Origin of the sequence: Citrobacter sp. UYEF32 (genome assembly GCF_040546205.1) — a bacterium.
Lineage (GTDB): Bacteria > Pseudomonadota > Gammaproteobacteria > Enterobacterales > Enterobacteriaceae > Phytobacter > Phytobacter diazotrophicus.
In genome coordinates, this window is record NZ_JBEPNI010000002.1 from 270,054 (window position 1) to 284,021 (window position 13,968).

The window sequence follows — 13,968 nt, forward strand, 5'->3', positions numbered from 1 at the left end:
CCTCATTTTCTGAAAGCATCTCGCAATTTTGTCTTGTATTGCGATGAAGGCGCAAAATTTTCTTGCTGAGTTGCGCGCACTTGCCTATGTTCCTCAGTAGCGGATCGGTTAACAGAATTAATGTTTTTACTCCATGATTTACAAGGGAATAATCATGAAAAACATATCCTATCAAAGGATCTATCAGTCCCGGGAATACCTCGCACCTTTGGGGAAAATTCGCTTTCGCGCGCATTTTGGTGGCTACAGCTTATCGATAGACAACACCGTGTTTGCGATGATTTCAGAAGGAGAGTTATACCTGCGTGCCTGTGAGGAGAGCGCGGAATATCGGGTAACGCGAAGTTCACCTCTTCTGACAATCCAGAAGCGTGGCCGCGCTGTTTCACTTAACTACTACTTTGTTGATGAGCATCTCTGGCATGACTTGCCAACATTGTTGCGGCTTTCATCACAATCGCTCGCGGCGGCCCGGGAGGAAAAAGCGGCGCGAGATACGCCTCATCGCCTTAAGGACCTTCCAAACATAAGCTTTCAACTTGAGATGATGCTTTTTGACGCAGGTATACCAGACGAACGTATGCTGCGGCATCTGGGCGCCAAAGCGTGTTGGTTGCGTTTGAAGGCGTTGAACAAACACATGGGCATCAAGGTGCTGCTGGGTCTGGAAGGCGCGATCATTGGGCTGCATGAAGCCGCGCTCCCGGCGTTGAGACGCCAGGAGTTAATCGACTGGTACCACGAGGTGGGTCAGAAAAAAAACCAGGATCATTAAGTCATGATCTGCCGCTGTAAACGGCACATTTCTGGCAAAAGGGCGATAAGCAGACCTATTTGTTGCAATACAAGAGGTTCTTTGCTGTCAGGTCGCGGCTCAAGATGCTTAATTCGTCGCGACAAATCTGCCAGTGTCAACTGTACGCGCTCTTCATCAGCAGGCTGGTGATGAAGGGCGTCATCAACATAACAGACTGCATCATCCAATAAGCGAAGAATGGCCGGATGAGTAAGCTGTTCGCGATGTGCGCCAAGAGCAGAGATATAGCTGGTACAAGTATGATTCAGGCAAAGTAATCGAAATGCCACTTCACGCAGTTCAGGTGTCGCACCTGGTTCCGATGCCATATTCGAGACCACCGACGCCAGTTCGGCATCTCTGTTATAGGCATTTCTTCGGGCAATACGGTAGGCCAGCCGGTTATCACGACCCTGATGATATTGTTCGAGAATTGCGTCCAGATAACGGCAGTTGGCATTAAATGCCTGCTCGGTCACGCGTGCCAAATTGCGAAAACGCCAGTCTGGCCAGATAAAACTTACCGCGGCCCAGGCGATGGCGCATCCGATGATTGTGTCAATAACTCGCGGCATGGCGACTTCAAAACCTTCGCCGAGCAAATTAAAGCAGAGCAGCACCAGTAAGGTGATGAACATGGTGGCCTGCGCGTATTGTACAAGACGAAAGGCGAAAAAAAGCACACCGGTAACAACAATCAGTATCAGTTGCCCCTCCTGGGAGGGAACAAAATAAAGGACGGGGAGGCCGAGGGCGATACCTGCAATAGTTCCAACGATACGCAGCGTGAGACGGTGGCGCGTGGCGTTGTAGTTAGGCTGGCAGACAAACAGGCTGGTGAGCAGTATCCAGTATCCGTGGTGCAGACCGGTAATTTGGATGATGGCGTAGCCCGCACACAGCACAACAGACATCCGCACGGCATGGCGAAACAGTGCCGACTCCGGTGTAAGGTTGTTGCGTAAACGCAGCCAGATATCGCTCAATCCATGCAGGCTGTCATCTGCCAGTAAGTTTTCCGTTTCGTTTTTCTGCGCAGTTTGCGCTTGTCCGGACTCGATACTCGCCAGTTGTGCGTCGATGGCGCGGAGATTATCGAGTAAGAAACCCAACGCTTTCAGTTGATCAGACGACGTTGTACCACTGGCTCGAATGCGATCTAGCGCAGCATCAAGATGTATAAATGCGCGTTCGAAGCGATGATCATGCTGGTAAGGTGTGCGAAGCAGGATGGCGTTAGCAAGCCTGGAACAGGCCTGGGATTGCAGAGTAATCAACCGCTGAAAACGGAACATCACGTCGCTGTAGCGAAAATGTTCCCGCAGTGTCTGGTACTGTATATGCGAAGAGCTGGCACGTTCATGAATATCCTGTGCGGCAAAATAGTAGTGCAGCGTACGCCGCGTTCCTCGCTGTCCGCGATCGCCCCGCAGGCGGGTCAATAATGACGCCTTGGTCTGGTTTAGTGTTGACACCAACTGCCCGTTAGCCAGCGCCAGCTCATAAAGCGGGGCCTGGCTTTCCTCCTCAATATCCGGATCGAACAGTCGCGCTTTGAGCTCCAGATATTGGGATAACTGCTCGTAGCAGCGCGCCAGATTATCCTGCAGCGGGCGGATGGGGAAAACGAGATGCCCGACCAGCGTCAGCACGTTAAACCAGATGGCGCCTGCCAGCAGTAAAAGTGGCTGCTGATACCATGCGGTATATAACGTGGTGCCAAGCATGGTGTAGATGGCGATAAGCAATGCGCCGAACGCAATGGTGGCGTAGCGTTGCCCCAGCCCTCCCAACAAAATAAACCCAATGGTCGACGTGATAAGCCCAATGGCAAATAACCAGGGCCAGGGAAACAGAAGCTCGACCGATGCCGAGGCGATAAAAAAAGAAATCAGGGTAATGATTAAATTACGTAAACGGCCGGTCAGACGATCATCGAGATCCGCCAGCGCTGCGGCAACAACGCCCAGTGTTAAAGGGATCGTTAGTTTCGCGTCGCCAAGCAGCCACGGCAATGCCGCCGTTCCGCTTAGCGCAAGAAAGATACGGATGTTATAAAGCCAGGCACTATTCCAGGTGTACCGGCGAAGGAGGGGGCTTAGCATAGTATTCGTGACTCGTTTACGGGAAACGACGGCGAGCATTGGCTTCGCGCGCGGCACGGGCCACTTCAACCGACACAACACGGCGGCCAACCGGCCATAAGGCGATTGCCGCAATTTTAAAATTGGCGATACCGACCGGGATGCCGATGATGGTCATGCACTGGGCAATACCGGCCATAATATGCATCATGCAGAGCCACCAGCCAAACAGCACGAACCAGAGAACGTTGAGCACGGTCCCACCAGCATTCATGAGGGTATTTTTACTGCCAGGGTTCAGCTCATCGACATGCACAGCTTCGTTGCCCCAGGGGATCAGCGACAATTTAGTGATTTCCCAACAGGAGCGCGTAAGCGGCAGGGTAATAACCAATGCAACACTCAAAACCGTTGTTAATAGCCAGCCGAGTGTGGTGGCAAAACCGCCAAGGACAAAGTTCAATATATTCAGAACGGTACGCATATTACCTCAATGCTATTCTGTCAGGGAATTGACCTGACAATTGTAACGATTTTTTTGGCTGGAGCACGTATTCTCTGGCGGTTAAACTGGCAATCACAGTCATAAGCTGAAAAAGGATGTGTGATGGAACTAAAAGCGACTTCATTGGGAAAGCGGCTGGCGCAGCATCCATATGATCGAGTAGTCATCCTCAATGCGGGCGTGAAGGTTTCAGGTGATCGACATGAATACCTTATTCCTTTTAATCAGTTGCTGGCAATCGAGTGCAAACGTGGCCTGGTATGGGGCGAGCTGGAATTTGTTCTGGCAGATAATAAAGTCGTTCGTTTGCACGGGACTGAATGGAATGAAACACAGCGCTTTTATCAGCATCTGAATGAACGCTGGGTGGCGTGGAGCACCGAGATGAGCGAGGTGGCAGCGGGGGTACTCTCCGAACAACTCGCGGACATTTCCGGACGTATGGATCAGGAAAAATGGCTCACTCGCGCGCAGCTTAAAGGTGTTCAGCAACAGCTTCACAAGGCGTTCGATGCGTTGCCTGTTCCCACCAGCCGCCTTGAATCTTTTGCTAACTGTCGGGACCTGTGGCGGCAATGTCAGGCCTGGTTAAAAGATACAGAGGCTGGACGCGCCAAACACAATCAGGACTGGACCGACAAAATGCTGGTCCAGTACGAGGCCTTTTTTAAAAACATCGAAAGTTCTCCGCTCAACCCGGCGCAGGCAAGGGCGGTGGTCAATGGTGAAAACGCGCTGCTGGTGCTCGCCGGGGCAGGCAGTGGAAAAACCTCGGTTTTGGTGGCTCGCGCAGGCTGGCTGCTGCTGCGCGGCGAAGCATCAGCGGATCAGATCCTGCTGTTGGCCTTTGGTCGAAAAGCCGCGCAAGAGATGGATGAGCGTATTCGTGAGCGGTTGCATACGGATGACATCACTGCACGTACGTTTCATGCGCTGGCGTTATACATCATCCAGCAGGGTGGAAAAAAAGCGCCGGAAATTAGCAAACTTGAGAGCGACACCAGCGCACGACAAACGTTATTGCTTAAAGCCTGGCAAACTCAGTGCGCAGAGAAAAAGGCGCAGGCCAAAGGCTGGCGACAGTGGCTGGAAGAGGAGCTGCAGTGGCAGGTTCCGGAAGGCAACTTCTGGGACGATGAGAAACTGCGGCGTCGGATGGGACCCCGGTTGGATCGCTGGGTCAGCCTGATGCGTATGCATGGTGGCAGTCAGACTGAAATGATTGATGCGGCGCCGGAAGAGGTACGCACGCTGTTCAGCAAGCGAGTCAAACTGATGGCACCCCTGCTGAAAGCCTGGAAAACCGCGCTCAAAGCGGAAAACGCCGTTGATTTTTCCGGATTGATTCATCAGGCGATTAACGTGCTGGATAAAGGGCGTTTTGTCAGCCCCTGGAAGCATATCCTGGTGGATGAGTTTCAGGACATCTCGCCGCAACGCGCCGCGCTGCTGGCTGCATTACGGTGGCAGAATTCACAAACCACTTTGTTTGCGGTGGGTGATGACTGGCAGGCCATTTACCGTTTCAGCGGCGCGCAACTCTCGCTGACCACGGCGTTTCATGACTATTTTGGCGAAGGCGATCTGTGCGCGCTGGATACGACCTATCGTTTCAACACGCGCATTGGTGAAGTCGCCAATGGATTTATCCAGCAGAATCCGCACCAGCTCAATAAACCTCTTAACAGCCTGAGCGCCGGCGATAAAAACGCGGTGACATTATTGGCGGCGGACCAACTGGATACGCTTCTCGATAAGCTCAGCGGTTATGCCACCCAGGAGGATCGTATTCTGGTGCTGGCGCGTTATCACCATGGTAAGCCCGCCAGCCTTGATAAAGCCGCCACGCGCTGGCCAAAACTGCAGCTCGATTTTATGACCATTCATGCCAGTAAAGGTCAGCAGGCGGAATATGTCATTGTGCTGGGGTTACACGAAGGGCAGGACGGTTTCCCGGCCCCCGCCCGTGAGTCCATTATGGAGGAGGCGCTGTTGCCGGTGCCGGAAGATTTTCCTGACGCCGAAGAGCGCCGCTTGTTGTATGTCGCTATCACTCGAGCACGTAAACGCGTCTGGCTGCTGTTTGATAAAGACAACCCGTCGCGATTCGTTGATGCGCTCAGGCAGCTTAATGTGCCGGTGGCGAGGAAACCCTGAGAGCAGGCGGCATCAGCCGCCCGCACAGACTATTTCAGACGTTCAGCGAGGTAGCGCTGGTAATCCGGGATCAGGATTTCGACACTTTCTGCGAAACCGGGAGACTGGATGATGAAATCAGCGGTGGAAAGGTTGGTGGCGACCGGAATATTCCACACGGTCGCCAGACGCAGCAACGCCTTAACATCCGGGTCGTGCGGCACTGCGTTCAGCGGATCCCAAAAGAAAATCAGCACATCAATTTTGCCTTCCGAAATGAGCGCCCCAACCTGCTGATCACCCCCCATCGGGCCGCTCAGCATGGCATTCACTTCAAGACCGGTAGCCCGCTGAATCAGGTTCCCGGTTGTCCCGGTGGCATAGAGAACGTGGTTAGCCAGTTTTGGCTGATGGCGTTCAACCCATGTCATCAGCATCTGCTTGCAATGGTCATGCGCAACCAGTGCGATGTGCTTACGCACGGGTAAGGAGCGTGTTGTGAGTTCCATAATCCGATTCCGTCAAAGTATTTTCGCTACAGATTACTGGAAGCGCCTGATGCTGCAAGAGAATGGCGTAAAAAATTATGCGCGAATGCGCGTAATGTTAACTCGCGCGGATCATGACGGGGGTTGTTGCTTAATCCATTGCATAAAACGGTCACGGGTTTGCGGGTCGGCCTGTTGGTACCAGAACCTCAGGCGCTGTTCTGTGAGGGTTTGCGATTGTGTCTGTGGGGTATCCAGTTCTGAAACGCCAGAGAGTAAGGTGCTGTCATCGGCCATCATCGTTGCAAATTTGGGTAGCGAAGCATATTTCCCCGCTTTGTTGTAATGCTCTGTCTCATGTTCATAGTCAATGATTTTCCCGTTTGCACTGATCTCAAGGATATCGAGTTTTACCGGAATCGGTGTGGCGTTGCCATCCAGTAAAGCCAGATGAGGCGTGGCGTTAAACGCCTCGGCTGCCTTTTGTGTGTCGATAGGGGGAAGGTTGAAGTTGACCTGGCTGATGCGCTGCGTATCGAAGGTGGCAATCAGCGGTACGGAAATAAATAGCCGGGATTCGTGATTGCCAGGCTCCATATTTTTTTCAACCCGGAAAACCACCTGATGAACGCCGTTTTCCAGTTCTATACTTTCCGCGCCGCGAAGCAGTGAGCTGGACACCTTTTTGCCATCAAGAACCAACAGGTCGATATCGCCGGACAGGCGAAGCGACGTAGCCAGTACATTAACCGGTATCAAACACGTGATAATGAATACTGTCCACCCGCACTTCATTGCGCGCTCCTGGGGGCTCATTGCCAATTCACATTTCAATTTATTTATTAACTTATAGACATATAACCTGTTCTCGCACTCATACTTCTGTATGGGATGCATGGTTGTAGCGCAATGTTTGACATACACTTTGGAAAACCGCTGGAGGAAACCATGAAAGAGACCGATATCGCCGAGATCCTGAAATCGACACGTACCATCGCGTTGGTGGGGGCGAGTGACAAACCTGACCGGCCGAGTTACCGGGTCATGAAGTATTTGCTTGACCAGGGTTACCACGTTATTCCGGTATCACCGAAAGTTGCCGGTGCAACGCTTCTGGGGCAGCAAGGATATGCCACGCTGGCTGATGTGCCGGAAAAAGTGGATATGGTTGACGTATTTCGTAATTCCGAAGCGGCATGGGGCGTTGCCCAGGAAGCTATTGCCATCGGCGCGAAAACATTATGGATGCAGCTTGGCGTAATCAACGAACAGGCCGCCGTGCTGGCCAGTGAGGCGGGATTGAAGGTCGTGATGGACAGATGTCCGGCTATTGAAATCCCGCGGTTAGGACTCGCAAAATAAAAACACCCCGCATTGCGGGGTGTTGTCAGTTACGCAGGCGGGGTGCCTGCAGTTGCCTGCGGATCGTCCGCGCCAGCTCATCCATCGAAGGTTGTTCAGGATGTTCTTGCTGAATCTCACTGGTCAGTTGTGCTTCAGCCAGATAGGTATGCACTGGCTGACCGTCATCATCTTCCATCACCACATGGTACCAGGGCGCAGCCCGGAGTTCATCGTTAACCGCCAGCTCGTCGACTGACGGTTCGTCGAGTGAATACTCAGGGTCAATATCCACCACTACGCCAAGATAGCCCAGCAGCGAGTGGCGAACCTGCTGACCAATACCGTATTTGCTGGCAATCATTGTCACCTCCCGGGAACCTGTACATGACCCAGATATGCGGGCAAGGCTCCAAAAATCAAGTTACATGACGCGACAGGCAAACCCTTTAAGGTACAGTCCTTCCGGGTAGGGAGCGATCACCGGGTGATCGGCGGCCTGACGGAACTGCTCTATAAATTGTACATCACGGCCAGCATCTATTGCGGCGTCGGCGATGATTTTCTGAAATAAATCTGTGGTCATCAGGCCAGAGCAGGAGAAAGTCAGTAACACGCCGCCGGGGTTCAACAGTTGGATAGCGAGCATGTTGATATCCTTATAGCCACGACATGCGCCCTGAAGCTGCCCCTTATTTTCTACGAATTTTGGCGGATCCATGACGATGACATCAAATGTCTCGCCCTGATCGCGATATTTGCGTAACAGTTTGAAGACGTCATCACGAATGAACTCAGCCTTGCTGAGGTCAAGCTTGTTTAACTCAACGTTCTTTTTGGCAACGTCCAGCGCTTCCTGGGAGGTATCCACACTCACCACCTGACGGCAATTGCCCATCAGAGCGGATACGGCGAAACCACCCGTATAAGAGAAACAGTTAAGGACGCGTTTGTCGGCAACGTAACGGCGGGTTGCCAGGCGGCTGTCGCGTTGATCGAGGTAATAGCCGGTTTTATGGCCGGCCTTAATATCGACATACAGCTTCATGCCATTTTCCTGGATTGGCAGCAGATCAGGCGGCAACTCACCCACAACCGGACCCTGCGCGAGCGCCAGCCCCTCTTTTTTACGTACCGCAACATCGCTGCGATCGTAGATGGAGCATTGCGGGTAGAGTGTCTGCAGCGCAGAGATAATGGCAGCGCGCTGATATTCAGCACCAGCGCTAAGCAATTGCAGTACCAGGAAATTACCGAAGCGGTCAATGGTAACGCCCGGTAAACCATCGGATTCACCTGCAATCAGACGGTAACTGTCCAGCCCGTCGCGCTCTGCCAGCCAGTCACGCCATTGCTGTGCCTGCTGCAGGCGGCGGGTAAAAAACGCGATGTCGATGAGCTCGTCTTTGTCGAAGGTCCAGACGCGAGCGCGAATTTGCGACTCCGGCGAAAAGGCGCCGCGCGCCAGCCATTTACCCTGCGCATCGACAATGTCGATAGTCTCACCGAGACGGGCTTTTCCTTCCATACGGCTTACGGCGCCGGAGAACACCCAGGGATGGCGGCGCAGCAAGGATTTCTCGCGCCCTTTGGCTAACACTAAACGGGGAAACCTTGCACTTGTAGATTCGGTCATACCGGGGAACCTCTGACGAACGTCAATATTAACCGGGGGATATCGGCCCGGCTCTTGATAATTAAACGGCGCGTAGGGTAGCACACATGCCCGGGCCAGGCACCCGCCTGATGGGGTGAGCGTTTCGGCACAAAAACAAAACGTTCAGGCACAACGTCTGCGCACGCTAAATCTTAAATTGTATTTCTCAACATCAACGAGGAAATACAATGAAAAAAATCACCTTCACCATCTTAATTTTTTTGGCCGCCGGGAGCGTTAATGCCTTCGCGACTGAGACGTTTAGCCTCAGCAGTGCGGATATTCAGAACCATCGTTTAACAGAACAACAGGTTTTTGCGGGATTTGGTTGTCATGGCGGCAATACATCTCCGCAACTGGGCTGGCATAATCCACCAGCAGGAACCAAAAGTTTTGCGATAACCGTTTATGATCCCTCAGCCCCGACGGGAAGCGGCTGGTGGCACTGGACGGTGGTGAACATACCGGTGCAAACACAAACACTCCCAACGGGCGCGGGAGATGAAAAGAGCCCTACGTTGCCTGACGGGGCAGTTCAGGGGCGAAACGATTATGGCTATGCGGGCTTTGGGGGGGCGTGTCCTCCCGTCGGCGATAAACCGCATCCGTATCAATTCACCGTATGGGCGCTGAGTACTGATAAACTGCCTATTGATAGCAATGCAAGTGGTGCTCTGGTTGGCTATATGCTCAACAGTAATGTCATTGCAAAAGCGAGTTTCACAGCAACCTACGGAAGATAAAGGTGACACGGTGCAGAAAGTCCAGTTTCAGCATAAAACGTTAACGGCGGCAGAAGTCCGTTCGAACCATCTGCATCGTCTGCATCGTGTAAAGCTTTTCAGTGCTGCCATTTGCCATATTACGCAGGGAAGCAAGGTTATTATTCAGGAAGAGAATCGGGTTGTCGCGACACCTGATGAGCTTATTATCGTTCCGGCAAATACCTCTCTCGAAATCATTAATCAGCCAGTACATGGCCAGTTTCACTCCGATTTATTAGTATTATCGCCCGATCTGCTCACAGAGTTTAAGTCACAATATATACGGGATTTTCCAGCCGCCAGGCCTGCGTCCGTATGCGCCCCTCTAAGTCACGATCTGGCCTTTATGTGGGACAATTTATTACATGCGGTTCGCCATGATTTACCGGAAAAATTGCAAAAACATCAGGCGATGGGGCTTTTGTTAGCACTGCTTGAAGAGGGGGGTGCGGGTCCGCTTCTGATTGAGCGTCGTTATAGTCTGACCGAGCAGGTGCGACAAATTGTCATGTTGTCTCCCGCAAAAAAATGGAGTGTGCAAGAGATAGCAGGGCAACTTGCTATTGGCGAATCCACTTTACGCAGACGGCTTAAAGATGAGTCTCAAAGTTACCGACTAATTGTCGAGGAGGTTCGCATGTCGCTTGCATTATCACAGCTACAATCCACTACCTTGCCTATTGGCGAAATAGCTTCTCGCTGTGGGTATCTTTCGGGTTCGCGTTTCACTGCCAGGTTCCGTGAGCATTATGGATGTTTACCTAAAACTGTACGCTGATGATTAACGTTTCTACTATTAAAAGAGAGACTGATTTTGCGTGAGGGGAGGTGGTTATGGCGAACGAGACAACATCGAATTGCGTAATATGCTGGGTTCATGGCATGGTCCAGGGCGTCGGGTTTCGTTATAGCACGCAACGTGAGGCGCAGCGTCTGGGGTTAACCGGTTACGCGCGCAATATGGACGACGGCAGTGTAGAGGTTGTCGCTTGTGGCGATAACGAGAAAGTGGAGCAACTCATTACCTGGCTGAAAGCCGGTGGGCCGCGCAGCGCCAGGGTTGAAAAGGTCTTAACAGAGCCTCATCAACCCGGCAGAGAATGGACGAATTTTGGGATTCGCTATTAAATGCATTTTACCGGTTTTGGCAGGCCGGCAATTTTTGTTGCCTGCTTTGCCGGTCCTTTCGGGAAGAGGCGATACAGATAACGACTGTTGCCTTTTTCTTCACCAAATTTGTTAGCCATCGCTTTTACCAGCATGCGAATGGCGGGCGACGTATTGAATTCCAGATAAAACTCGCGCACAAAGCGCACCACTTCCCAGTGTTCTTCTGCGAGGGTGATACCTTCATTTTCGGCAATCGCCGATGCCAGTGCTTCATTCCACAGAGTCGTGTCTTTCAGATAGCCTTCGCTATCGGTTTCAATTTCTTTACCGTCAAAGATCATGGTCGTTCGCAAGGTGAGTCAATAACGCGGGGAGTGTAGCAAAAAACAAAGCCCCGCATAAGCGGGGCCCTGGTAATGCACGATGACGCGATTAGTCGCGGCTGGCGAAGCCCAGAATGCTCAGCAGGCTTACAAAGATGTTGTACAGCGACACATACAGGCTCACGGTTGCGCGAATATAGTTGGTCTCGCCGCCGTGAATGATGTTGCTGGTTTCAAACAGGATTGCGCCTGAGGAAATCAGGATGAACACTGCGCTAATAGCTAAATGCAGCGCCGGAAGTTGCAGGAAGATATTGGCAACCATCCCGACCAGCACAATCACAATACCTGCCATCAGCATACCGCCGAGGAAGGACATGTCTTTGCGCGTTGTCAGCACATACGCTGAGCAGCAGAAGAACACCAGTGCGGTACCCCCGAGCGCCAGGCCGATGATATCGCCCATGCCCGCAGACAGGTAAGCGTTCAGGATTGGGCCCAGGATGTAACCCAGGAAGCCGGTAAAAGCGAAGGCCGAAAAAATACCCGCCGGTGAGTTCGCCGTTTTATAGGTCAGGAACATCAGGCCGTACATCCCAACCAGCGTCAGAATCAAACCCGGAGAGGGCAGCATCAGCACGGTGCTTGCGGTTGCCGTGATGGCGGAAAAGGCCAGCGTCAGGCTCAGTAAGAAATAGGTATTGCGCAGCACTTTATGGGTGCTAAGCAACGATGAACGGTCGCGCGAGGAGGTAATAATACGATCCATGAGGCACTCTCTTTTAACATAACAGATGTCATTAAATGTCGAGGATAGGAAATCCCCGTTTCCTTACAAAGTTGTTTTACCCATCTTTACTCAAAAAGCAAGCAAATCCATTTGGTTAAATATGCTTCAAATGCTCAAAAATTAAGCATAAGTGCGCATTTGAAGAAAATAACCATACCAGTGTCTTATATGTCACTGAAAAATATTGCCCTGATGACTTGAGCGCGCTAAGAAAGAAGTCGCGTCGTCATCAGGAATATAATCAGGGCGAAAAAGATGAAATCACGATATTTTACCCGTATTACCCTAAGCGCCTTAGCGTTAGGCATTATGAGCGCCTCCGCGTCGTTAAACGCGGCGACAGTTCCCGCAGGAACTGAGCTGGCGGCCCAGCAGGAGCTGGTGCGTAACAATGGCAGCGAACCTGCGTCTCTCGATCCGCATAAAGTAGAAAGCGATGTCGAATTCGGGATTATCAGAGATTTATTCGATGGGCTTGTTGCGGTAAAAAAAGATGGCACTGTTGAGCCTCGTCTCGCGCAATCATGGGAAAACAAAGACAACACGGTATGGGTGTTTCATTTGCGCCCTAACGTGACGTGGTCTGATGGCACGGCCATTACGGCAAAAGATTTCGTCTGGAGCTGGCAGCGACTCGTCGATCCGAAAACCGTGTCACCCTATGCCAGCTACCCCGGCAACATGCATATAGAGAATGCCGCCGACATTGCTCTTGGAAAAAAAGCGCCCGAGACATTGGGTGTTAAGGCGCTGGATGATAATACCCTTGAGGTTCGCCTGACGCAGCCGACGGCGGCTTTCCTCGCTATGCTGGGGCATCCGGCAATGGTGCCGGTCGATAAGATTCTCATCAACCGCTTTGGCGAAAAATGGACCAAGCCTGAACATATTGTTACCAGCGGCGCCTACAAACTTAGCGACTGGGTAGTCAATGAGCGTATCGTCGCGGTACGCAATACGCGCTACTGGGATAATAGCGCGACGGTCGTCAATAAAGTGACGTACCTGCCCATCTCTTCTGAAACCGCCGATGTAAACCGCTATAAAGCCGGTGAGATAGATATCACCTATACCGTGCCGGTAAATCAATTCGCCCAGTTGAAAAAGACGCTCGGCGATCAGGTCAACGTTTCGCCGCTGCTGGCGACCTATTACTACGAATTCAATACCACTAAAGCACCGTTCAACGATCCGCGCGTACGTCGGGCGCTCAATATGGCGCTGGATAAAGATATTATTGCCGATAAGGTGATGGGGCAGGGGCAGCGTCCGGCCTGGTTAATCAGCCAGCCAGAAATCGGCGGAGTAACCTTGTCCGCACCGGATTACGCCGCCTGGCCACAGGAAAAACGGATTGCAGAAGCGAAACGATTGCTTAATGAAGCCGGGTTTAATGAGGCGCATCCACTGTCGTTTAATCTGCTTTATAACACCATGGAGACCCATCAGCGCATCGCGATTGCCGTTAGTTCTATGTGGAAGAAAAACCTGGGAGTAGAGGCAAAGCTGCAAAACCAGGAGTGGAAAACGATGCTTGATGCCATGCATACCGGTCACTTCGATCTGGTTCGCTATGCCTGGAATGCCGACTATGATGATGCCGCAACCTTTTTGAACAACTTCCGTACGGGCGATAGCGAGAATACCTCGCAGTACAGTAATCCGGCTTACGATGACGCATTACGAAATGCTGCCAAAGCAAGCAATCTCGCCGGGCGAAGCAAATATTACCAGCAGGCGGAAGATTTACTGGGGCAAGATGTCCCGGCGATCCCTGTTTACCATTATGTCCGCGTGCATCTTGTGAAGCCGTGGGTCGGCGGGTTTGACCCGGACAGGCTCGGGTATTATTTAACGAAGGATATGTACATCAAAAAACATTGAGGTGCTGTCGCCATAAAAAACGGCTGTAAAATGGTCAGTGTGTTGTTATTTCAGGCGATTAACACACATTTGGCTGTTTTTCAGGCATAT

The 13,968-nt window shown here is 51.9% G+C and carries 15 protein-coding genes; 7 read left to right on the plus strand and 8 right to left on the minus strand.

Annotated elements, in window-relative coordinates:
- Window positions 1–154 precede the first annotated feature (154 nt).
- A complete protein-coding gene (locus tag ABIB59_RS05485) occupies window positions 155–775 on the plus strand; it encodes a TfoX/Sxy family DNA transformation protein (protein ID WP_335256169.1) in 621 nt (206 codons plus the stop codon).
- Here the strand turns inward: ABIB59_RS05485 and yccS are convergent.
- Window positions 772–2,901, minus strand: coding sequence for a YccS family putative transporter (gene yccS, locus ABIB59_RS05490; RefSeq protein WP_039078589.1), 2,130 nt, complete (start codon window positions 2,899–2,901; stop codon window positions 772–774). The two genes, ABIB59_RS05485 and yccS, sit on opposite strands and share 4 nt — an antisense overlap.
- 16 nt (window positions 2,902–2,917) lie before the next feature.
- Entirely contained in the window at window positions 2,918–3,364 is a 447-nt protein-coding gene (locus ABIB59_RS05495; protein ID WP_354034360.1) for a YccF domain-containing protein, read from the minus strand.
- A 123-nt stretch (window positions 3,365–3,487) separates the two neighbouring features.
- Between ABIB59_RS05495 and helD the strand changes: the two genes are divergently transcribed.
- Window positions 3,488–5,542, plus strand: coding sequence for a DNA helicase IV (gene helD, locus ABIB59_RS05500; RefSeq protein ID WP_354034362.1), 2,055 nt, complete (start codon window positions 3,488–3,490; stop codon window positions 5,540–5,542).
- A 29-nt stretch (window positions 5,543–5,571) separates the two neighbouring features.
- Here the strand turns inward: helD and mgsA are convergent, their stop codons facing one another.
- Window positions 5,572–6,030, minus strand: a complete 459-nt coding sequence (mgsA, locus tag ABIB59_RS05505) for a methylglyoxal synthase (RefSeq protein WP_039078592.1) — start codon at window positions 6,028–6,030, stop codon at window positions 5,572–5,574.
- Window positions 6,031–6,141: 111 nt separating this feature from the next.
- Window positions 6,142–6,804, minus strand: a complete 663-nt coding sequence (csgI, locus tag ABIB59_RS05510) for a curli synthesis inhibitor (RefSeq protein WP_354034364.1) — start codon at window positions 6,802–6,804, stop codon at window positions 6,142–6,144.
- 153 nt (window positions 6,805–6,957) lie between these two features.
- On the opposite strand from csgI, the gene ABIB59_RS05515 reads away from it, so the two are divergent.
- The gene (locus ABIB59_RS05515) at window positions 6,958–7,371 is read left to right on the plus strand and encodes a CoA-binding protein (protein WP_039078761.1); all 414 of its coding nucleotides are present in this window, start codon (window positions 6,958–6,960) and stop codon (window positions 7,369–7,371) included.
- Between the two features lie 25 nt (window positions 7,372–7,396).
- Here the strand turns inward: ABIB59_RS05515 and hspQ are convergent, their stop codons facing one another.
- Entirely contained in the window at window positions 7,397–7,714 is a 318-nt protein-coding gene (gene hspQ, locus ABIB59_RS05520; protein WP_039078594.1) for a heat shock protein HspQ, read from the minus strand.
- 60 nt (window positions 7,715–7,774) lie between these two features.
- Complete coding sequence (gene rlmI / locus ABIB59_RS05525; RefSeq protein WP_110294709.1) at window positions 7,775–8,986, minus strand: 23S rRNA (cytosine(1962)-C(5))-methyltransferase RlmI; 1,212 nt, start codon at window positions 8,984–8,986, stop codon at window positions 7,775–7,777.
- A 209-nt stretch (window positions 8,987–9,195) separates the two neighbouring features.
- Here rlmI and ABIB59_RS05530 point away from each other — a divergent pair, with 209 nt between their 5' ends.
- From ABIB59_RS05530 to yccX, 3 genes are read left to right on the plus strand one after another with little or no spacing between them, the layout of a single operon-like run.
- The gene (locus ABIB59_RS05530; RefSeq protein WP_354034367.1) at window positions 9,196–9,750 is read left to right on the plus strand and encodes a kinase inhibitor; all 555 of its coding nucleotides are present in this window, start codon (window positions 9,196–9,198) and stop codon (window positions 9,748–9,750) included.
- Between the two features lie 10 nt (window positions 9,751–9,760).
- On the plus strand, window positions 9,761–10,549 hold the full coding sequence (locus ABIB59_RS05535) for a helix-turn-helix transcriptional regulator (protein ID WP_354034369.1): 789 nt from the start codon (window positions 9,761–9,763) through the stop codon (window positions 10,547–10,549).
- Between the two features lie 56 nt (window positions 10,550–10,605).
- Window positions 10,606–10,899 (plus strand): acylphosphatase, encoded by a 294-nt coding sequence (yccX, locus tag ABIB59_RS05540; protein WP_039078597.1) that lies wholly within the window; start codon window positions 10,606–10,608, stop codon window positions 10,897–10,899.
- On the opposite strand, the gene tusE is transcribed toward yccX, so the two are convergent.
- Both tusE and yccA read right to left on the minus strand, forming a co-directional pair.
- A complete protein-coding gene (gene tusE / locus ABIB59_RS05545; RefSeq protein ID WP_039078598.1) occupies window positions 10,896–11,222 on the minus strand; it encodes a sulfurtransferase TusE in 327 nt (108 codons plus the stop codon). The genes yccX and tusE overlap by 4 nt on opposite strands.
- Window positions 11,223–11,313: 91 nt before the next feature.
- Window positions 11,314–11,973: an FtsH protease modulator YccA gene (gene yccA, locus ABIB59_RS05550; RefSeq protein ID WP_039078599.1), complete on the minus strand. Its 660-nt coding sequence runs from the start codon at window positions 11,971–11,973 to the stop codon at window positions 11,314–11,316.
- Window positions 11,974–12,303: 330 nt separating this feature from the next.
- Here yccA and ABIB59_RS05555 point away from each other — a divergent pair, with 330 nt between their 5' ends.
- Window positions 12,304–13,878 (plus strand): ABC transporter substrate-binding protein, encoded by a 1,575-nt coding sequence (locus ABIB59_RS05555; RefSeq protein ID WP_499016533.1) that lies wholly within the window; start codon window positions 12,304–12,306, stop codon window positions 13,876–13,878.
- Window positions 13,879–13,968 lie beyond the last annotated feature (90 nt).